The organism is candidate division KSB1 bacterium (assembly GCA_016214895.1).
Lineage (GTDB): Bacteria > Electryoneota > RPQS01 > RPQS01 > RPQS01 > JACRMR01.
In genome coordinates this window covers 245639-264114 of the sequence record JACRMR010000003.1, presented here as the reverse complement: position 1 = coordinate 264114, position 18476 = coordinate 245639, and the positions used below count along the sequence as shown (strand labels likewise).

Below are 18476 nucleotides of genomic sequence, written 5' to 3'. Positions count from 1 at the left end.
CGTCATGCTCGATTCAATAACGTCGCCCCTACCCACATTCTATTCCGCTTGGCGGCACTTGTCTTCAAGTGCCCCAGCGGGAGCACGCAGGTCGTTGCCGAGAATCGCGGCGATCCCGAGCTCTTTCCAGAAGGGGCAGATGGAGACATCTGCCGCCAAGAATTGGAATTGCAAGACGCCCGTAGCGCCCACCTTGGTGGGCGAGTCCAGCTTTTTAGTACCGCGCGGGCTTGTTGCCGAAATGATGTTGCCGAGGCTCCCCGTTCGCGGGTGCCCGGAGTCAGCGAAGGAACTTACAAATCTGATGAAGAGCAGGGCGCGACTCGCGCCGATTCCGGCGGGGTGAAGGCTCCCCGCTCGGCGAATTACTTCATCCCTCAGCCCTCCGTCTTCACCCCGCATCCCCGTCCCGCCCGCCCAGAATAACAAGAGCCCCCGGACGGTGGGGGCTTCTGCTTCGCGCGTGATTGAAGGAGAACCTGGCTACTTCAACAGCACCATGCGGTTGGTAAACTGCTGCGAACCAAGAGTCACGCGATAAAAATATATTCCCGATGGCTGATTCACGCCGCTCCAATTCAAGCGGTACGTCCCGGCCTGCTGGAATCCGTCGTACAAGGTCTCGACTTCACGACCGGTGATGTCGAATACCCGCAAGCTCACCGACCCCGCCGTCGGCAATGCATACACGATCGCCGTCGTCGGATTGAACGGGTTCGGATAGTTGCTCGCCATCAGGTGTGTCGCGGGCACAGGCAGCGCTACCGGCTCGTCCACGGCGTCCGTCCAGCCCGTCAAGCCCAGCGTATCGCCCGGCTCGCGCCAGAACATCCCGTTGATCTCATAGACCACGATGATTGGCCACGGCGCGCGCGCGCATTCATACAGCCCGCCCACTATCATGATGTCCTCGCCGTCCGCCGGACGCATCGCTCCGTTGCCGGGATCATAATCGGGCGCGCCGAAATCAAGAATGAAATTCGGCTGCTCGTCCGCATCGATGTCAAGAAAGTAGTGCACCGGCTCGCCCCCCCCGGAATTCACAATCGCCACACCCGACTGCTCCGTACGGACCAAACTGTCCGGCTGACAGCCCGGTCCCCCGCCGCCACCGCCATGACCTCCGTGACCGCGACCGGGGACACGCCACAACTCGCCATTGATCTCGTAAACCACCACCATCGGCGGAGCGGCATAACCCATCAGACCGCCCACGATAAAAATCGACTCACCGTCCTGCGGTCGCTGTGCGCCGCTCGGCGGATCATACCACGGCGGGCCAAAACTCAAACGAAAATCGCCGTGGCCGTCTTCATTCGTATCCAGAAAATAGCGCGGCGGACGCGACGGATCCTCGACCACCACCTGTGCAATTCCCGACAACTGCACGATCACCAGATCATCCCCCTCATGCCCACCGCCGCCGCCATGATTGCGCGGATCGCGCCAGAACTGCCCGTTCAGCGAGGTGACCAACACATTCGGCAGCCCTTCGCCCAAATCCCGTGCGATGCCCGCGATCGTGATTTCATCCCCGTCGTCGGGACGGTGCGACCCATTGCCCGGTTCATAGTCCGGCGGTCCAAAATCCAAGACATAATCCGGAGCGCCGTTCGCATCCGTGTCCAGCAGATAACGCACAAACGTGCGATCACCGTCCTCAATCGTATCAACAATCGCCACGCCGGAGAGCTCGACCACGCTCGAATCGTCCCCGTTATCGCCCGGCGCATGCAAGATCAGTGAAACATTCGTCACCTGATTCCGGATCACTTCGATCACCGCGCTCGCCATCCCCCGCTCCATCGCCATCGCCGTAATCGTGTAAACACCGACCTCGACGTGCGGAAAATTGAAACCTCCGCTCGGTCCCGTGAACGTCTGATAGTGCTCGCCGTGTCCGTGGTGATTGTCGCGGTGACCGTCCAGAAACACGATCGCACCGCCCACTGACCCTCCGTCTTCCGCATGCACCGCGCCCGACACCGAGCCTTGATCCTGGGGATCATCCAGATCGAGAATGATGTCCGCCTCCACCGGCCGGTTCACCATCACCACCACATGGACCGCGCCGTCCCCGGATCCGGCCAGCCAGGCCACGACCTCGTACAATCCCACCGGCAACCCGTCGAACTCATACTCGCCCTCGGCATCCGTCGCCGTGAAAGCCGTGTCCGGATTCTCGACATGATCGAAAAACGCCGCGACCGTGGCGCCCACCGCCGGATCACCGTTAAACTCGTTCAGCCAGACGTGGCCGCGCAGCGATCCCGTCGGCTGCCCGAACGCCACGACTCCGGAGAGCAGCACCAGCGCTATGATATAGGTCAGATTGTGTCTCATGATCGGAATACCTCCGGCTCCTTCATTCATCGTGAGCAAGGCCCGTGGGTTGAACCCACCCGCTGAACCCGAAGTTAGCAACTCTCAGTCCAGCCCTTAAGTCGCTAATAATTCTTAGACTTGGAGTACGGACTGCGATACGAGTCGTTATCCTGATTCCCCCGTCTGCGCACCCCATGCGCAAGGTGCCCTCCCATCTACTTCAGGAGCACCAGCTTCCTTACAGATCGGAACGATCCAGCGGTCGCCCTGACGAAATAGATTCCGCTCGCTTGCTCGCCCGCACTCCACTTCAATTCGGTTCCTCCCGGTGACGCCTTCACCCGTCGAGAATACACGCTGCGGCCCGCTATGTCAAACACGTCCACTTGCACGTCGCCCGGCGGTAAAGATTCCAATCGAATCCTTACGGTCCCATTGAAGGGATTCGGATACGCTTCAAGTTGGGGGCTCTGGGGCATGGGGACGCCGTTTCTCCCACCTACTCCCGCCGGCGGACCGTAGTACCAGAGTGTCGTCGAGTCACACACGATCAAATGCCCGCGCCCGGCTGCATCAATCCAGCAATGCACGCCGTCCACGCGCGATGGCGTCTCCGCGTCGTGGCGCGGTGTCCATGCGCCCGCAACGCGTTCCAGCACGCGGATTTCGCGCGGATTGGTGGATTCGATGTACATCGCGGCCTCAAATGTCTGCCCGGCCGGATTCCACGCAAAACTGAACTCACGAATCAGCGTGTCAACCGGAAGCTCCACCGCATCCACATTCAGTCCCCGCCCGTGAATCACCAGCATCCGGCGGTTCGCGGAGTGCCCGCGCTCTAAGCCGTAAATCCACTCCACCCCGGGCGACGCAAGGAGCTGAGGCTTCCACCGCGAATCCACCGCGGTCTCCACCGACGTGAACAACTGCTCCCCGCGGGATGAATAGGCATAGACGCTTCGAAACGCGATGCTCGGCCCCCCCGCCTGATTGGCCGCGAACAGAGTCACCTGATCACCTGCCGGAGCAATAATCCGCGCCGCATTCCGATCCGCCCAGCCCCAGACAAATGGATCATCGAATAACTGATCGCGCGCCGCCCGCCCGCCGCCGCGACGGCTGTACCGCAACGTGAATGTGCTGGTTAAGGCTCCAAAATGCAGCGTCCCCAGCGAATCAAAACAGAAACACTGCGGACGCACGGTGAAATCGTTCTCGGACAAATCCAGTGAATCCCAGTCCGCGCCGCGTTGCCGGAAGAGTGTGCGATCCGTCAAGAATGCCGCCCGTGCCCGATCCACCGAGTCGTAGTTCAGGTCGCGAAACTGCATCGTCACCGGATTCGGCAATGACACCGGGGACAGGCCGTACGGATACCACTTCCAGCACTCATAGCGATCCACAATCCCGTTGGGCTCGCTGTCGATGCCCAACACCAGGTAGTTCGTGTCCGCGCGGCACGCTAAGCCGCGAATACTCGCGTAGTAGCCGTTGTCCGTCTCGAGAATCCGCTCCCAACTCGCTCCGGTCCAATCCGACCCGTAAGCCGTTTCCGCAAACAGGCATAATACCCAACAGACCCTTACCATGCGATGCGAAGTCCCAGTGTCGGTGTCCCCTGCTGTTGTGCGCAAGCCAGCGCGATCGGTCGCCGCTGCACCAGCGCCAGATCAAGTTGCGACGCGACGTACACTGCAGCGGCGATGCCGCCGCTGATCCAACTCATCCGGTAAGCGGAATTGTAATCCTCGTATTTGCGTTCAATGTCCGCGGCATCCGTCGCCCGCAAGTAATCCTGTCGCGCCTCCCGCGCCCGCGCTAATTCACTCGCACAAAACGCGACCGCCCCGGCCTCGGCGACGAACCACCACGCGCCCCGCAGCGGCGACTGCATCCGCAAATGGCCGGCCCCCGGCAGCAATAGATTCAGCGCCACGGCGCCGCGACGTCGCGGCGATAGCGCGTCGCTCGCCGGCACCGCCGTTGACGACCCGCGATCCATCGCCGAAGTCGGCGGCGGATCCTCCCGCGGCCGGCGCGCCACATGCGCGGCTTTCACATCGTCAAATACCGTGCGGAATTTCGGGCTCACCAGCACCGGATCGAGCGTCAAGTCGGGAACCGCGTCCAGCGCCTGCTCAAAATAGTGCCGCGCTTCAGCCGCGCGGTCCAGCATGATCAGCGAATAGCCGGCCGCCAGGCAGACGCGCGCGCGCGCATCCACGGTCCAGCCCGTATCCGCTTGCAGCAGCCGCAGCGCCAGCAACTCCACCTGCGCGTAATCTCCGTTCACAAACGCGGAGTCCACGGCCAGCAAGTCACGCTCGTCCGCCAGCGCGCAGGACCACAGCCCTAACAGCGAAACCAGAATCAGCACAAGTTTCATTGCGGAAGCGAGCGAGATTTTACCGCCAGTTGCGCGCGACTCATGTCACCGTCAATCGTAATCGTATCGCCGCCCGCGGCCGTGAACTCGCGCTGCTGCGGCGGAAATGAGGGATGAGACAACTTCACCGTGTGCCGGCCGGGAAGAATCAGCGGCGGCTTCGCCAGCGGCGTCGTGCCGAGATGCTCGCCGTCAAGATAGCACTCGGCCCACGGCGATGCGTTAATTCGCACCAGCGCCACGTAATCCGCAAGCCGCACGCTCACCTTGCGTGATTGCGCGAGCGCGAATTCCACATTCACCGCCGGGAAGGCCGGATTCCTTAACTGCAGGCTATGCGTCCCGCGCGGCAGGCGCAACGGCGTCGGCAGCGGCGTCGTCGCGATCTGCTCTCCGTGCCAGGAGACATACGCCCACGGATCGGTCGTCAGCCACACGTCGATGCTGTCGGCCACCGCGAGATGCGCCGCGACGTCCGGTTCCGGCTTCGTCAAGACAGGCGGCGGTCCCGGCACCGGCGCGCGCAACTCCCCGGACCGGTCCCCGTCGCCCGTGAAGAGCTGCGCCGCCGTCGTGATCTTCGTCACCGGCGTCAACGAGGTGTCCGGAGCCGCCGCCCCGGTGTCGTTTGAAGCCCCAACAGGCTGCGCGATGCTGCTATCCGCACGCTGCGCTTGCTTCGGTTCGTCCGTGTCTGATCGCGTCATGTACACAACCCAAATCAAGAGCAGGATCACCGCCGCCCCGAGGTACATCGAATCGCGCTTGCGGGAGCGGGCTTGCGCGGAGGTCGCCACTTCCGCGACTCCGTCCAGCATGGCCAGCGCGGACTTTGCCGAGTCCGGACGCTCCGCTGCGTTCTTCTTCAAGAGCAGGCCGAGCACCTTGCGCAATTCCGGAGTCAGCGCGTTGATCCGCGCATGCTCAAACGAGACATCGCTCTCGCGAATCTTGCGCAGCGTCTCCAGCATCGTCTCGCCCACCAGCGGATTTGTCCCCGTCGCCGCTTCATAGAGCACCACTCCCAACGAGAACAGATCCGACTGCTCCGTCAGCTTGCCGCCCGCCGCCTGCTCCGGTGCCATATAAGCCGGCGTCCCCACAATCGCCTCATGATGCGTCAGCGACGGCGCATCCCTGAGCGTCGCCAGCGAGAAATCCGTAATCTTGTATCTGATCTCCCCCCACTTTGTGGGGGGATTAAGGGGGGTCTGCTCGGAATCTTGATTGTCAGTACTCGATCTTGAATTTTCCGCCACCAGCACATTGTCCGGCTTCAAATCACGATGCAGAATCCCCACCGAATGCAGCGCCGCGAGTCCCGCGAGCATGTCCCGCGCCAGCCGCTCCACGTCTTCCGCGGGCAGCGGACCCTGCGCGAGGCGTTGACCGAGATTCGAGCCGGCGATCCACTCCAAGAGCATGTACAGCCCTTCATCCGCGTCCTCGCCGTATTCGTAGATGCGCACCAGATTCGGATGATCGAGCCGCGCCACCGCCTTCGCCTCGCGTTCAAACCGCGCGCGAATCTCCGCGTCCTTCGCCAGCGCCGGATTCAGCACCTTGATGAACACGTCGCGCTCCAACGCCACATCCCTCGCCCTGTATGACAGAGCAAGGTCACCACGCTGGAGCAATTCACGCTCCGGAAATCTAAGCTTTATCTGCGGCACAAGTTCTGTTCAGTCTGTTTCTGTTCTCCCCCCACTCTGTGAGGGGACCAAGGGGGGGGTGATCGGCCCTCAGGCTTGGCGGCACTTGTCTTCAAGTGCCCCATCGGGAGGTTGGCGAAGACGTTGTCCTCCGAGCGCGCCGCCACAGCGCCTGCTCGCCGAGCTGGGTTAAGGTCTTCCGCAACCCGGTCGGAATCGGAATTCTGCCCTCATCTATCATCTATGCACGAAGCCGGGAGATGCAATCGTCCCCTACAGATCCGGCTTCATCCTTCATCGTTTCCCGCGCGCACATCCGTGCGGCGCTACGGGCGGGGTTCATCCCTAGTCTCCAGCGCCGTGCGGTGCTATCGATTGGCAACCCAGATTACCAGAAGGAACAGTGCTTGGATGAGTCCAATAACAATAACTCCCGTGTTCTCAAACCTCATCGCAGCCAAGGACACAAGAAGGATCGCTATGAGGCACATCGCAATCCACTTTGCTTTCGCCCCAAGTGTGTAACCACTGCAAAAGCCGTAGAAGTACTCTTTCTCCATCTCATTCCAGTCACTTTGCTCGTTCAGGGGGAAGCTCGGACGAACAATGAGCATCAGTACTGACGCAGAGATGGAGGCCATCAAGAGCGTAGTGACAAAGCCAGCGTGCGCAAATGACACCGCCGATGTCATGAGCGTACCCCAAACAACGCCGCCCGTTCCCCAATAGTGGCGCAGGGCGTACTTACAACCGTCCCAGAATGGGGTCGGAAAATAGACATACGCGCCCGCCATGACTCTCTCACAGTCTATTTTGTTGCCATGTCTCATGTCGTGGATTACTTCGAAGCTACGCCTCTACGCGGCGGCATGTGTCTTTCGACTTCACATGCCCCGCTCGGGAAATACTGAATTACCACTAACAAACCACCCCGGCCAAGTCCAGTGCGCTCCGTCATCCTGAACCCGCTGTCTTCAGCGAGGTGAAGGATCTCTCGGCAAATCGGAGATACACCCCGAGAGATTCTTCAGCCCGAAGACGGTCTTCAGAATGACCAAGCAAATGCGCAACCCACTCCCCGAGCGCACGTCCGTGTGGCGCCACGGTCATCTATCACCTATCATCTATCATATATCGGTGGGCTCGGGCGATGCAATCTTCCCCTACGCCCACCTCACCCGTGGGTTCCATCGTCCGCCGCGCTCAACATGTTGCGAAATCGCAACCGGATTCGCAGCGCCGCTCATGTGCAAATCCTACGCACCGTTTGCATTGCCTCTCTGGGTCATGGGAACTTACTCGCGCAGTTGTAATGCGATTGTATATACGAAATGTCCCGGCCCTGCTCACCCCCTAACTCAGCATAATCTTTCGCTTGCATCAATACGAATGCGACATCAACATCGAATTTTACTGATCCGTGGTAAGCTTGCATTGCATGAGCAGGCAACGCAATATTCCTGCACTCCGCGCTTGACATTCGCGGTGGCGCACACTAAATTTGTGGCCAAGGCTGACTGGCTGTTGTTTCCTATAGAGGGAGTGACCATGCATCCTTGGTTCAATTGTTCGTGTGTCGGCCACGCCGTCCGCAACTCACCCACCTTGCGGATGCTTCGGCGGCCGACGATCCTGATCGTGTGTATCGCCCTGACGCTCAGCGCGTCGGCGCAGGTGCGGTTCGCGGACTTTCCCAATGCGGTTGGCGAACGACTCGCACCGCTCTCGCGCAAAGCGGCGAAGGATCCAGCGATGGTTGCCGATCGCTATGAAATGCTGTTGACGAAGGCGCTGGTGTCGGAATCATTGCCGTTCTCCCGCACCGGCAACCGGTTTGAAGTCTGGCCGCAAGACTCGCGCGACCGCTACCTGTTGGAGCCGCTGCCCACGGGGCAAACGCGGATCACGATCGGTAATCGCGCCGAAAAATGCCCGCGACAGTTGCGGCCCAGCGCGGCAGACAGCGCCCTGTCAAAGGTGAGACCCGTGGACGAGCGCATTCAACAAGATTCGCTGTTTGTTGATCCCCGATCGCGACTCGTAACGGGCGACTACCATTTCGATTCCGCGGCCGGATCAACCCAACTGCTCACTCTGATGCGCCGCGCGGCCACGTCCCGGCGACTGGGTGTTCAGACGCTGCCTGAACTCGCCAAAGATCCCGCTAAATGCCAGCAGCGGTAATCCGCACCGCGCGCGATGTATCGAGCAAGGCAGCCCATCCGGCTGCTTTGTTCGTTCTTGGATATCGGATGTTCCCCGAGCGCACATCCGTGCGGCGCTACGGTCATCTATCACCTATCATCTATCATATATCGGTGGGCCCGGGCGATGCAATCCGCCCCTACGATTCGGCCCTCATCGTTCATCGTTGAGGTCTCATCTATCATCCATCATCTATTCGCCCTCCCCCCACTCCTTCAGCTTGTAATGCAGATACCGCCGCGAAATCCCCAGCAGCTCCGCCGCGCGGCTCTTGTTCCCCGCGCACACCGACAACACGTGCATAATGTGCTTCTGCTCCGCCGACTTCCAGCTCAAATCGTCCGCCGCGCGCTCCGCGTCTTCGAGCAGAATGTCCTCGGCCTCCAACCGGTCACCGCGCGATACCACCAAAGCCCGCGCCACCGTGTTCTCCAGTTCGCGCACGTTCCCCGGCCAACTGTACGTCATCAGCTTGCGCAACGCCTCCGGCGAAATACTCCGCGACCGCTCCGCCTTGTCGTACTTCTCGATGAAGTGCCGCGTCAGATACTGCATGTCACTCAATCGCTCGCGCAGCGGCGGCGCGTGCACCGGCAGAATATACAGGCGGTAAAATAAATCGCTGCGGAAGCGCCCGTCGATCGCCTCGCGCTTCAAATCCTTGTTCGTCGCCGTCACGATCCGCACGTCCGCGCGATACGTCTTCGTGTCCCCCACCGCGCGATATTCGCCCTCCTGCAAAAACCGGAGTAGCTTCGTCTGCAAGTCGCCCGGAATATCCGCCACCTCATCGAGAAACAGCGTCCCGCCTCGTGCCGCCTCGACGAGGCCCTGCTTGTCCTGCGTCGCCCCCGTGAACGAGCCGCGCTTGTGCCCGAACAGTTCACTTTCAAACAACTGCGGCGCAACGTTCCCACAGTAAAGCGCCAGGAACGGCTTGCCCCGCCGCTCGCTGGACTGGTGAATCTCCCGCGCCACCAATTCCTTGCCGGTCCCCGACTCGCCCGTAATCAACACCGGCAAATCGCTCGCCGCCACGCGCTCGATCAGCGAATACAGCTCCATCATCGATGGCGACGAACCGACCAGTCCGCCGCGCGCCTTCGCCTTTTCGCCCTTCAAAAGTTGCAGCTCGCGCCGCGCGATGTCATAGCGCCGCGCATTCTCCATCGCGATCGTTGACAGCGCCGCGAGGGTCGAAAGCGGACCGATATTCTGCGGGCTGAACAACGTGCGGTCGCTGCGGCTATCAAGGTAGATCGCCCCGCGCACATACAGCGTTTCGCTGAGCGGCACAATCACCGCCGCCTGAATCCCCTGCAAAATAATCGACGACTTCCCCGAAAAACGCGGATCCTGAATCGCGCTCTCCGTGAACACCGGTTCGTGCTTCGTTAGCGCTTCGTCCAGCAGCGACGTCGAAATATCCGCCAACCCGCGCGCGACGCCCGCCCCCGTATGCCGCTGCGCCGCCACCGAAAGCTTGCCGCTGTCCTTGAGCAGGATCAGCGCCGTCTCGGCATGCATCGTCTCCGCCGCCATGTCCAGCACCGCATCCAAGACCTCCGCCAGCGGCCGCAACTCCATCAACTTCTGCCCCACCGCCAGAATCTGCTCGCTCGTCAATAACCCGGATCCGCTCGCCCCGGCCTTCTGCTCCGTCATTGTTGCCCCGCTTCCGCCACCACAAACTCACCCTCTTTCGAACGCGAGTAATTTTCAAAACTGTCGATCACCGCAAGCGTCCAGTTGTATTCACCCGGCTCCAACGCTACCGAGTCCGGCACCGTCACACTCAGCAGCGCCGATGCGAACAGCGGAGTCGTCCAGGCCGTGTCCACCGCCGTGTGGCTGATGACTGTCACTTTGAACCCATACGCAAAATCCGCGTTGAAGGCCTCCCAGACCAACTCCGGCATCGACCCCACCGTATCGCCATGTGCCGGCGAAAGAATCACCGGCGTCTCCGTGATCACCCGCACGACCGAGGCCTCAGGAGGCGAATACGCGCCCTTGTCCCGCACATAGGCCGTAAACACGAACGGAAACCCCGGCGTCGATTCCAGGTGCTGGTCGCCAAAGTAGCCCGGATTGAACGTCCCACCCCACACCCCGGTAATCTCATCTTCATTCAACAGTGTCCCTGCCCCCTGCTTATATCGCACCATGACCGAATCCGCCGCGTCCGGCCCCAGCACGCTGAGCTCGGTCTGGACGTAGTAAACGTCCGTCGTTGGGAAATTCCGGGAAACATGCACCGTCCGCACCCGATACCAGAACTCGGGAGGCGTCGGCTCTTCAACTGGAGGCACGAAGAGGTCTGAGCGCGGATCCAGCGGATTATCCCGCGGAGCCGTACAACCCCCGGCTACCAGCAACAGCAACCCAGTCAAGAGATTTAACCGTACAATCTTACCGAACATAAGGACCCTATATGACCTGATCGTCGAATTTAGTGACTTTTGCATCAAAATTCAAGTGACCAGCCGCGATTTCGCCTCGCAAGTGAAACACTGCCACATGATTAGAACCCGGCTGCCCCGGGGAAGTTTGACCGCCACGGCTCCTCGCCACGGGTCACGCTGAGTCCGAACGTGACCCCGTTGACAATCGCAAGATTTGATAATATCTTGTATGATGTGGTAAAGTATGATTGGAACCGGAGTATCCCTATGAGACCCTTCAGCATCCGCTATGTCGCGCTGGCCCTGCTCGCGGCAAACGCGCTCTATGCGCAAATCCCGAGTGTCGTCATCAACGAAATCATGTATGACGACACCGTGGCCAGTCCAAACATGCAGTGGCTCGAACTCCACAACACCACCGCTGCGTCCGTCAATATCGGGAACTGGATTATCACCGATGCCGCGCAGTATCCGCCCACCACTGAAGGCGCGTGGCGAATTCCCGCCGGAACCTCCATCCCGGCCAACGGCTATCTCGTCTGCGCCGCCGGCGGGCTGCTCGAAATCGAAGGCGAGGTCGATTGCGACTCGATCTTCGGTTCCATCGTCTTCGGTACCAGCGGCGACAATATCTCGCTGTACACCGCGCTGAGTGGAGGAACGCTCATCGACGGCTCGCTCAGCACGAGCTTCCCCGACCTCGCCGCGAGTAACGCCGGAAACTCCATCGAGAAGTGCAACGAGAACTCCGGTTGGAGCGGAATCTCCGCCAACTGGCACCAGTCCCTCAATCAGTTCGCCACGACGGGCCGATACCGCTACTGCACTCCCGGATTCGCCAACACCGCGTGCCCCGACCTGACCGCGCCCGCCATCGATTCCGCCGTCGCCATCAGCCCGACTCAGGTGAATGTCTATTTCAATGAATCCGTCGAACAAATTTCCGCGGAAACCGAATCCAACTATGCTGTGGACGGCGGTGTCGGCGCCCCCACCGCCGCGCTCCGCGACGGCACCGTGCTCTCCCTCGTCCATCTGACCTTCAACCCGATTCCCAACGGCAACTACTTCCTCACCGTCAATGGCGTGCAAGACCTCGCCGGAAATCCCGCTGTCAATCGAACCGACTTCTTCAGCGTCAATTTCTCCGGCGGCCCCAGCGGGATCGTCATCACGGAAATCATGTACGACGATACCGGCGCGACCGACGTCGAATGGGTCGAGATCCACAACCGCACCGCCGCCGCGGTGGACGTGTCCGGATGGGTCCTGATCGATGCTTCCAACTATCCGCCCGGCGCCACGGAGGGCGGTTGGCTCGTCCCGGCCGCTACCAGCGTTCCGGCCGGAGCCTACCGCGTGCTCGCCAACGTTGACCTGGCCGGCATCACCGGCGAGATTCTCTGCACACATTACGACAGTACGTTTGATCTTAATAACGCCGGCGACAACCTCGCCCTGTATTCGGCGCAGACCGCCGGCACGCTCATGGACGGCAGCCTCAGCGTCTCCTTCCCCGATCTTGCTCCGACAGAACTCGGATATTCCATCGAAAAATGCGCGGCGGATAGCGGATGGTCCGGGAACCCCGCGAGCTGGCATATTTCCGGCAACTCCCTCGGTACCGGTCGCTATCGCCGCGGCACTCCCGGCGTCGCCAACTCGGTCTGCACCGGAGACGTGACCCTGCCCACCTTCGATTCAGTCACCGTCATCAATAACCAGACAATCGACGCGCACTTCTCCGAGCCGGTTGAACTCTACACCTCCCAGACGTTGACCAATTACAGCGTCAGTCAGACGATCGGGAATCCCGCGACCGCCACCCGCCAGGCCAACAACCGCACCGTGCGCCTGACCTTCGCCGTGCAAATGTCGCCCAGCACCTATGCCCTGACCGTCAACAACGTCGAGGACATCGCCGCCAATCGCGTCACCGGAAACAGCTCGCAGCTCTTCAGCATCGAGACTCCGCCCAGCATCAAGTTCTCCGAACTCATGCCCGACCCCAACTTTGCCGGTGCCGCCGACAGCTCCGGCGAGTGGTTCGAGGTCTATAACGCAGGCGGCACCACCGTGAGTCTGACCGGCTGGATCATCGCCGATGGCGCCGGCAGTGACACCATTGAAGGCGCGGTCTCCATCAATCCGAGTCAGTATTTCGTCTTCGCCGCGCGCGGCGATTCCGCCGGCAATGGCGGCATTCCCGATCAATACGACTACAAGTTCGGCGCCTCCGGCTGGGGCCTGTCGCTCGATAACACCGGCGAGACTCTCGCCCTCCGCAACTCGCAAAATACCACGGTGGCCCAGCTCAATTACACGGGCTTTCCGTTTGTCACCGGCCGCTCCTGCCAGCTCAAAAATGTCACCTACAATCCCACCATCGACACCAGCTGGTGCCAGGCCTACACCGTCTGGAGCGGAGCGTGGAACGGCGATCGCGGGACCCCGGGCGCCGCTGCCGTCTGTCCCGATGCCATTCCGCCCTCGCTGACGTCCGTGACCGTCCTGAGTAACATTGCACTTGACTTGCTGTTCAACGAATCGGTCGGCGCCGCAAGCGCGGCGGTCCTGACCAACTACGTCGTCAGCGGCGGGATCGGTACTCCGCTCAGCGCTTCGCGTGACGGCGCCAATCTCGCCCTCGTGCATCTGGGGTTTAATCCGATCCCGCCCAACAGCTACTTCATGACCGTGAATGGTGTGCAGGACTTGACCGGAAACGCTTGCGTCGATGAACAGCGCGCCTTCAATGTCGTCCCGTCCGGCGAAAGTGTGCTCAACATCGTGCGGACCTCCAACCTGTCAACCGCTGTCACTGAATGGAATGCCGGCACCGTCGAGTGTCCGGACTCCATGCGACAATGGTTCTTCTTCAAAAACTTCGGCGGCGCGCCACTCGCGGTCAACCCGCCCTTCACCGTGGCCGGTCCGCACTTCCTCGTGACGAGTACCTGCTTGAGCACGATCAATCTCACACCCCTCGGCGTCAGCGGTTGCAGTCTCGCCGTGACCTTCGCGCAGCCGTTGATTGGCGCCTACGTGGACACGTTGCGCATTCCGACCAACGCCTCCAATGCGGTCGGCGGAATCGTCTCAATCCCGCTGGCCGGAACCCGTGCATCAACCCCGGCCAGTCCCATCGTCACCGTGCGTCGCTCCGGCAACGACGCCGTGCTGAATTGGTTCCGCGTCACCGAAACCGCCGGCGGCTGCCCGGCCACGATCGAACAATATCAGGTGCTATCCACCACCAGCTTCGATTCCGGCTTTACGCTGCTGACCACGACGACCGATTCCACTTACTCGCACGTCAACATCATCAGCACCGGCGGACTCACCACCTTCTATCAGGTCATTGCGATCGACAACTGAGCGATCCGTGCTCCACACCCGGGATCGGACTTGGGCCGGTCGTTGCCGGAGCCGGGGGCGGACGGGCGAGTCGGCCGCCGCGGTCCGCCGTTCCGAATTTCGTGCTTGACTATCCACGGATTCGTCCGTATATTGCGAACTGCCGTGGTTGCCGACCGCGGCAGTTCCCGTTCACAACACTGTAATTTGGCCGGGATACCGGGGGGACAGCCGGTGGTACGGATGGCCCTTCCGGTGTCGGCTTCCATCCAAGGGGCGGCGATGAAATCTCTCATGCAAACTCTGTTGGCGCTGCTCCTCTGCGGCGCCTTTTTGTGCTCCTGCCGCGACAAGTCCACGGGCAGCGACGCGGACGACGGTACGTTTTTCGCCGACCCCGCCCTCGAATTGCGCGTCCGCATCATCATCAACAAGCCCGACGGACCGCTCACTCAGGCGGATGTCGATACGATCACCGTGCTGGATGCCAGCAGCCGCGAAATCCGGAACCTCGAAGGCATTCAGCATCTGACCGCGTTGCGACTCGTTGACCTCAGCGGCAATTTCCTCGCCACCCTGTCGCCGTTGGCCGGGCTCACGTCGCTGCAATACCTCGACCTGTCCTACAACTCCGTTCGGGACGTCGGTTCGCTGAGCAATCTGACCGGAATGGTCACCTTGATTCTGAGTGGGAACCCCATCGCCGATCTGTCGCCGCTGGCTGGACTCGACAGTCTCGAATGGCTCGAACTCGCCGGTTGCGAGATCAGCGAACTGGCCCCGCTGCAATCGCTGTCCCGGCTGCGCGTACTCGACTTCAGCGGCAACTCCGTCTCCGATCTCACCGCGCTGCATGTTCTGGGAGCGCTCGAACAGCTCTACGTGTCGTCTAACCTGATCGCCGACCTGAACCCGATCTCGAATGCGACGTCGCTCTGGCGACTGTTTGCCGATCACAATAACATCAATGAGCTGATTCCGATTGCCGGGCTGACCAATCTCACGGAACTCGACTTGCAGGACAATCCGCTGCTCTCGGCCGGACCGCTGCAAGGCCTGACCGGACTGCTCCGGCTCGATCTCTCCCGCTCCTTCATCACCGATCTGACTCCGCTGCTCGGCATGACCGGCATGCGCAATCTGGGGATTTCGGGCTTGCATCAGGAGACCATCGAGCTGATCTCGCAGATGCCGTTGCTCCAGTTGCTCGATGCGTCCCAGAACGGTGTGATCGACATCACGCCGCTCACCGACCACCCAGCGCTCTACTATCTCGCCCTGCATGGCAACCACATCACCGATGTCAGCGCCATTTCGGGCCTGAACCAACTCGTCTATCTCTATCTCGGCACCGCTGAAGACCGGTCCAACCTGATCTCCGATATCTTCCCGCTCACTCAGAACAACGGCCTCGGCAGCGGCGACGTGATCTATCTCACGGGCAATCCGCTCAGCTCGCGGTCACAGGACCTCTACATCCCCGAACTCCAGGCCCGCGGCGCAACGGTGATCTTCTAACCCTCACCCCGTCCAAAATCCATCGTAGAGTCGGCCCGGCGTGGCCGACCCCCGCGCACCCCAAGCGGGGTCCCCTGAGCGTAATCACCCCGAGCGGGGTCTCCAGACCCCGCCGCAACAGACAAACAATTTTGCACAAACAAGAACCGGGCGAGTCTCACGACTCGCCCGGTTGTACATTCCCGTATGCCGCAACGCTGCGCGCAGGCCTCAGCTTAGGCCGTTGGCGCGCGCAAAGCCCGCCATCTTCCGGTCCTCCAAGATCACGTGATGGAGTATCCAGTCGCGCATCCAGCTCTGGACATGCATCACCAGCATCGTTGAGCCGCCGTGACTACTGAAGTCCGCCACGAATTTGTTCAGCTCTTCGAGCAGCCGCTCGTGCTCCGTGTGATGGTGCTTCAGCTCCGGGTCGCTGTGTTCGCGCATCCAGGTTTCTTCGTGGCCAAAGTGCTCCACGGCGTATTCCTGCAAAAACGTCAGCAGCTTTCCGACTTCCTCCTGCCCCTCACGCCGACCCATCGCCTCCAGAAAAACATTGACGTGATGGATCAACTTCTGATGCTGCTCGTCCTGCCAGGCCAAACCCGTGGCCATGCTGTCTACCCATTGAATCGCCATTACCTTTGCCTCCGCTATTGACCATGGTTTGTGTGCAAACCCGATGCCAGCGGGTCCTGAATCCGGAGAAATCCGACTCGCCGACAACAGAATAGGGGCAGCCACACGGGGCTGCCCCTACCTTAGTCTGTCGCTCCGAGCGCACGCCATGCGGTACTACGAATCCTTGACTCGCCCGCCAAGGCGGTCGCTACGGTTGTTCACCACTTCCGGCAGGGAAGGAATCCCTGCTCGGCGACGATAGTGCGAGGGAATTCCTGCTCGGCGTTACGGGCGGGTCGCGGACCCGCCCCTACGAGATCAATAATCCATGCCGCCCATGCCACCCATGCCGCCGCCACCCGGCATCGCCGGAGCCGCCGACTTGGGTTCCTTCTTCTCGTGGATCGCGGCGTCCGTCGTCAACAACAGCGCGCCCACCGAGGCGGCGTTTTCAAGCGCCACGCGCACGACCTTCGTCGGGTCGATCACGCCGTCCTCGATCAGATCGCCGTAGGCTTCGCTCGCGGCGTTGAAGCCAAAGCTGTACTTCGGATTCTGGCGGATCTTGTCCACCACGACGCTGCCTTCCCAACCCGCATTCTGGCTGATCATACGAATCGGCTCCTCGAGCGCGCGACGGACAATCGCCACACCCAGTTTTTCATCGCCTTCGAGCTTCAGACCTTCGAGCGCCTTCTGCGCGCGCAATAACGCCACACCGCCGCCGGGCAGAATGCCTTCTTCCACCGCGGCGCGAGTCGCATGCAGCGCGTCTTCCACGCGGGCCTTCTTCTCCTTCATCTCAACTTCGGTGGCCGCGCCAACCTTCAGTACCGCAACACCGCCGGCGAGCTTCGCCAAACGCTCCTGCAGCTTCTCGCGGTCGTAGTCGCTGGTCGTACCTTCGATCTGCTTCTTGATCTGACCGATGCGCGCCTTGATCTCGTCGCCCTTACCCAGACCTTCCACGATCGTCGTGTTGTCCTTGTCAATGATCACCTTCTTGGCCTGACCGAGGTCCGACAACAGCGCGTTCTCCAGCTTGAAGCCCGCGTCTTCGCTGATCACCCGACCGTTGGTCAGCGTGGCGATATCGTCGAGCATGGCCTTGCGACGGTCGCCGAAGCCCGGCGCCTTCACCGCGCAAACCTTCAACGTGCCGCGCAACTTGTTGACCACCAGCGTCGCCAGCGCTTCGCCCTCGATATCTTCCGCGATCAAGAGCAGCGAACGACCCGTCTGCGCGACCTTCTCGAGCACCGGCAGCAGGTCCTTCATCGAGCCGATCTTTTTGTCATGAATCAAAATGTACGGCTGCTCGAGTTCGCACTCCATCTCGTCCGGATTCGTGACGAAATAGGGCGACACGTAGCCGCGATCAAACTGCATGCCTTCCACGACATCCAGCACCGTCTCCGTGCTCTTCGCCTCTTCGACGGTGATCACGCCGTCCTTGCCGACCTTCTCCATCGCGTCGGCGATCAGACGGCCAATTTCCGGATCGTTGTTCGCGGAGATCGTTCCCACGGCCGCGATGTCCTTCTTGCCGTTGACCGTCTTGCCGTTCGCCTTCAGGTCCTTCACCACGACCGCCACGGCCTTCTCGATGCCGCGCTTGAGGCTCATCGGATCCGCCCCGCCCGTCACGTTCTTCAGACCTTCCTGTATGATCGCCTGCGCCAGCACCGTCGCCGTGGTCGTGCCGTCGCCCGCGATATCGCTCGTCTTCGACGCGACTTCGCGGACCATCTGCGCGCCCATGTTCATGACGGCATCTTCCAACTCAATTTCCTTGGCGACCGTGACGCCGTCCTTGGTGATCGTCGGAGCGCCCCACTTCTTCTCGATGACCACGTTGCGACCCTTGGGGCCGAGCGTGACCTTGACCGAATCCGCGAGGATGTCCACACCCTTCTTCAGTGCGGTGCGGGCATCCACATCGAACGTGACTATCTTGCTTGCCATGTTTTATGTTTCCTTTGTGTTGTTGTCTGTTCTGGTTTCCCCCCACGCTGTGGGGGGATC

Annotated in this window: 12 protein-coding genes; 3 read left to right on the top strand and 9 right to left on the bottom strand. The window is 61.1% G+C overall.

The genetic code is table 11. The features are described 5' to 3' along the window. Positions 1-483 precede the first annotated feature (483 nt). The 5 genes from HZB60_03040 to HZB60_03020 form a co-directional block, all read right to left on the bottom strand. A complete protein-coding gene (locus HZB60_03040) occupies positions 484-2343 on the bottom strand; it encodes a carboxypeptidase regulatory-like domain-containing protein (protein ID MBI5058742.1) in 1860 nt (619 codons plus the stop codon). A gap of 197 nt (positions 2344-2540) precedes the next feature. Then, positions 2541-3914 (bottom strand): T9SS type A sorting domain-containing protein, encoded by a 1374-nt coding sequence (locus HZB60_03035; protein MBI5058741.1) that lies wholly within the window; start codon positions 3912-3914, stop codon positions 2541-2543. Beyond that, entirely contained in the window at positions 3908-4711 is an 804-nt protein-coding gene (locus HZB60_03030; protein MBI5058740.1) for a hypothetical protein, read from the bottom strand. Before HZB60_03030 ends, HZB60_03035 begins: the two co-directional genes overlap by 7 nt. Then, complete coding sequence (locus HZB60_03025; GenBank protein ID MBI5058739.1) at positions 4708-6348, bottom strand: serine/threonine protein kinase; 1641 nt, start codon at positions 6346-6348, stop codon at positions 4708-4710. Before HZB60_03025 ends, HZB60_03030 begins: the two co-directional genes overlap by 4 nt. Before the next feature lie 383 nt (positions 6349-6731). After that, entirely contained in the window at positions 6732-7157 is a 426-nt protein-coding gene (locus tag HZB60_03020; GenBank protein MBI5058738.1) for a hypothetical protein, read from the bottom strand. Between the two features lie 754 nt (positions 7158-7911). On the opposite strand from HZB60_03020, the gene HZB60_03015 reads away from it, so the two are divergent. Then, positions 7912-8547, top strand: a complete 636-nt coding sequence (locus HZB60_03015; GenBank protein ID MBI5058737.1) for a hypothetical protein — start codon at positions 7912-7914, stop codon at positions 8545-8547. A gap of 213 nt (positions 8548-8760) precedes the next feature. Here HZB60_03015 and HZB60_03010 read toward each other — a convergent pair whose 3' ends face one another. Both HZB60_03010 and HZB60_03005 read right to left on the bottom strand, forming a co-directional pair. Continuing rightward, positions 8761-10233 carry a sigma-54-dependent Fis family transcriptional regulator gene (locus HZB60_03010; protein MBI5058736.1) on the bottom strand — a complete coding sequence of 491 codons (1473 nt, stop codon included), beginning with the start codon at positions 10231-10233 and terminating at the stop codon, positions 8761-8763. Next, complete coding sequence (locus tag HZB60_03005; protein ID MBI5058735.1) at positions 10230-10991, bottom strand: hypothetical protein; 762 nt, start codon at positions 10989-10991, stop codon at positions 10230-10232. Before HZB60_03005 ends, HZB60_03010 begins: the two co-directional genes overlap by 4 nt. 249 nt (positions 10992-11240) lie before the next feature. Here HZB60_03005 and HZB60_03000 point away from each other — a divergent pair, with 249 nt between their 5' ends. Continuing rightward, positions 11241-14351 carry a lamin tail domain-containing protein gene (locus tag HZB60_03000; GenBank protein MBI5058734.1) on the top strand — a complete coding sequence of 1037 codons (3111 nt, stop codon included), beginning with the start codon at positions 11241-11243 and terminating at the stop codon, positions 14349-14351. A 273-nt stretch (positions 14352-14624) separates the two neighbouring features. After that, positions 14625-15848 carry a leucine-rich repeat domain-containing protein gene (locus HZB60_02995; GenBank protein MBI5058733.1) on the top strand — a complete coding sequence of 408 codons (1224 nt, stop codon included), beginning with the start codon at positions 14625-14627 and terminating at the stop codon, positions 15846-15848. A gap of 210 nt (positions 15849-16058) precedes the next feature. On the opposite strand, the gene HZB60_02990 is transcribed toward HZB60_02995, so the two are convergent. Then, on the bottom strand, positions 16059-16469 hold the full coding sequence (locus HZB60_02990; protein MBI5058732.1) for a hemerythrin family protein: 411 nt from the start codon (positions 16467-16469) through the stop codon (positions 16059-16061). Between the two features lie 300 nt (positions 16470-16769). Beyond that, positions 16770-18416, bottom strand: a complete 1647-nt coding sequence (groL, locus tag HZB60_02985; protein MBI5058731.1) for a chaperonin GroEL — start codon at positions 18414-18416, stop codon at positions 16770-16772. Between the last annotated feature and the right edge of the window lie 60 nt (positions 18417-18476).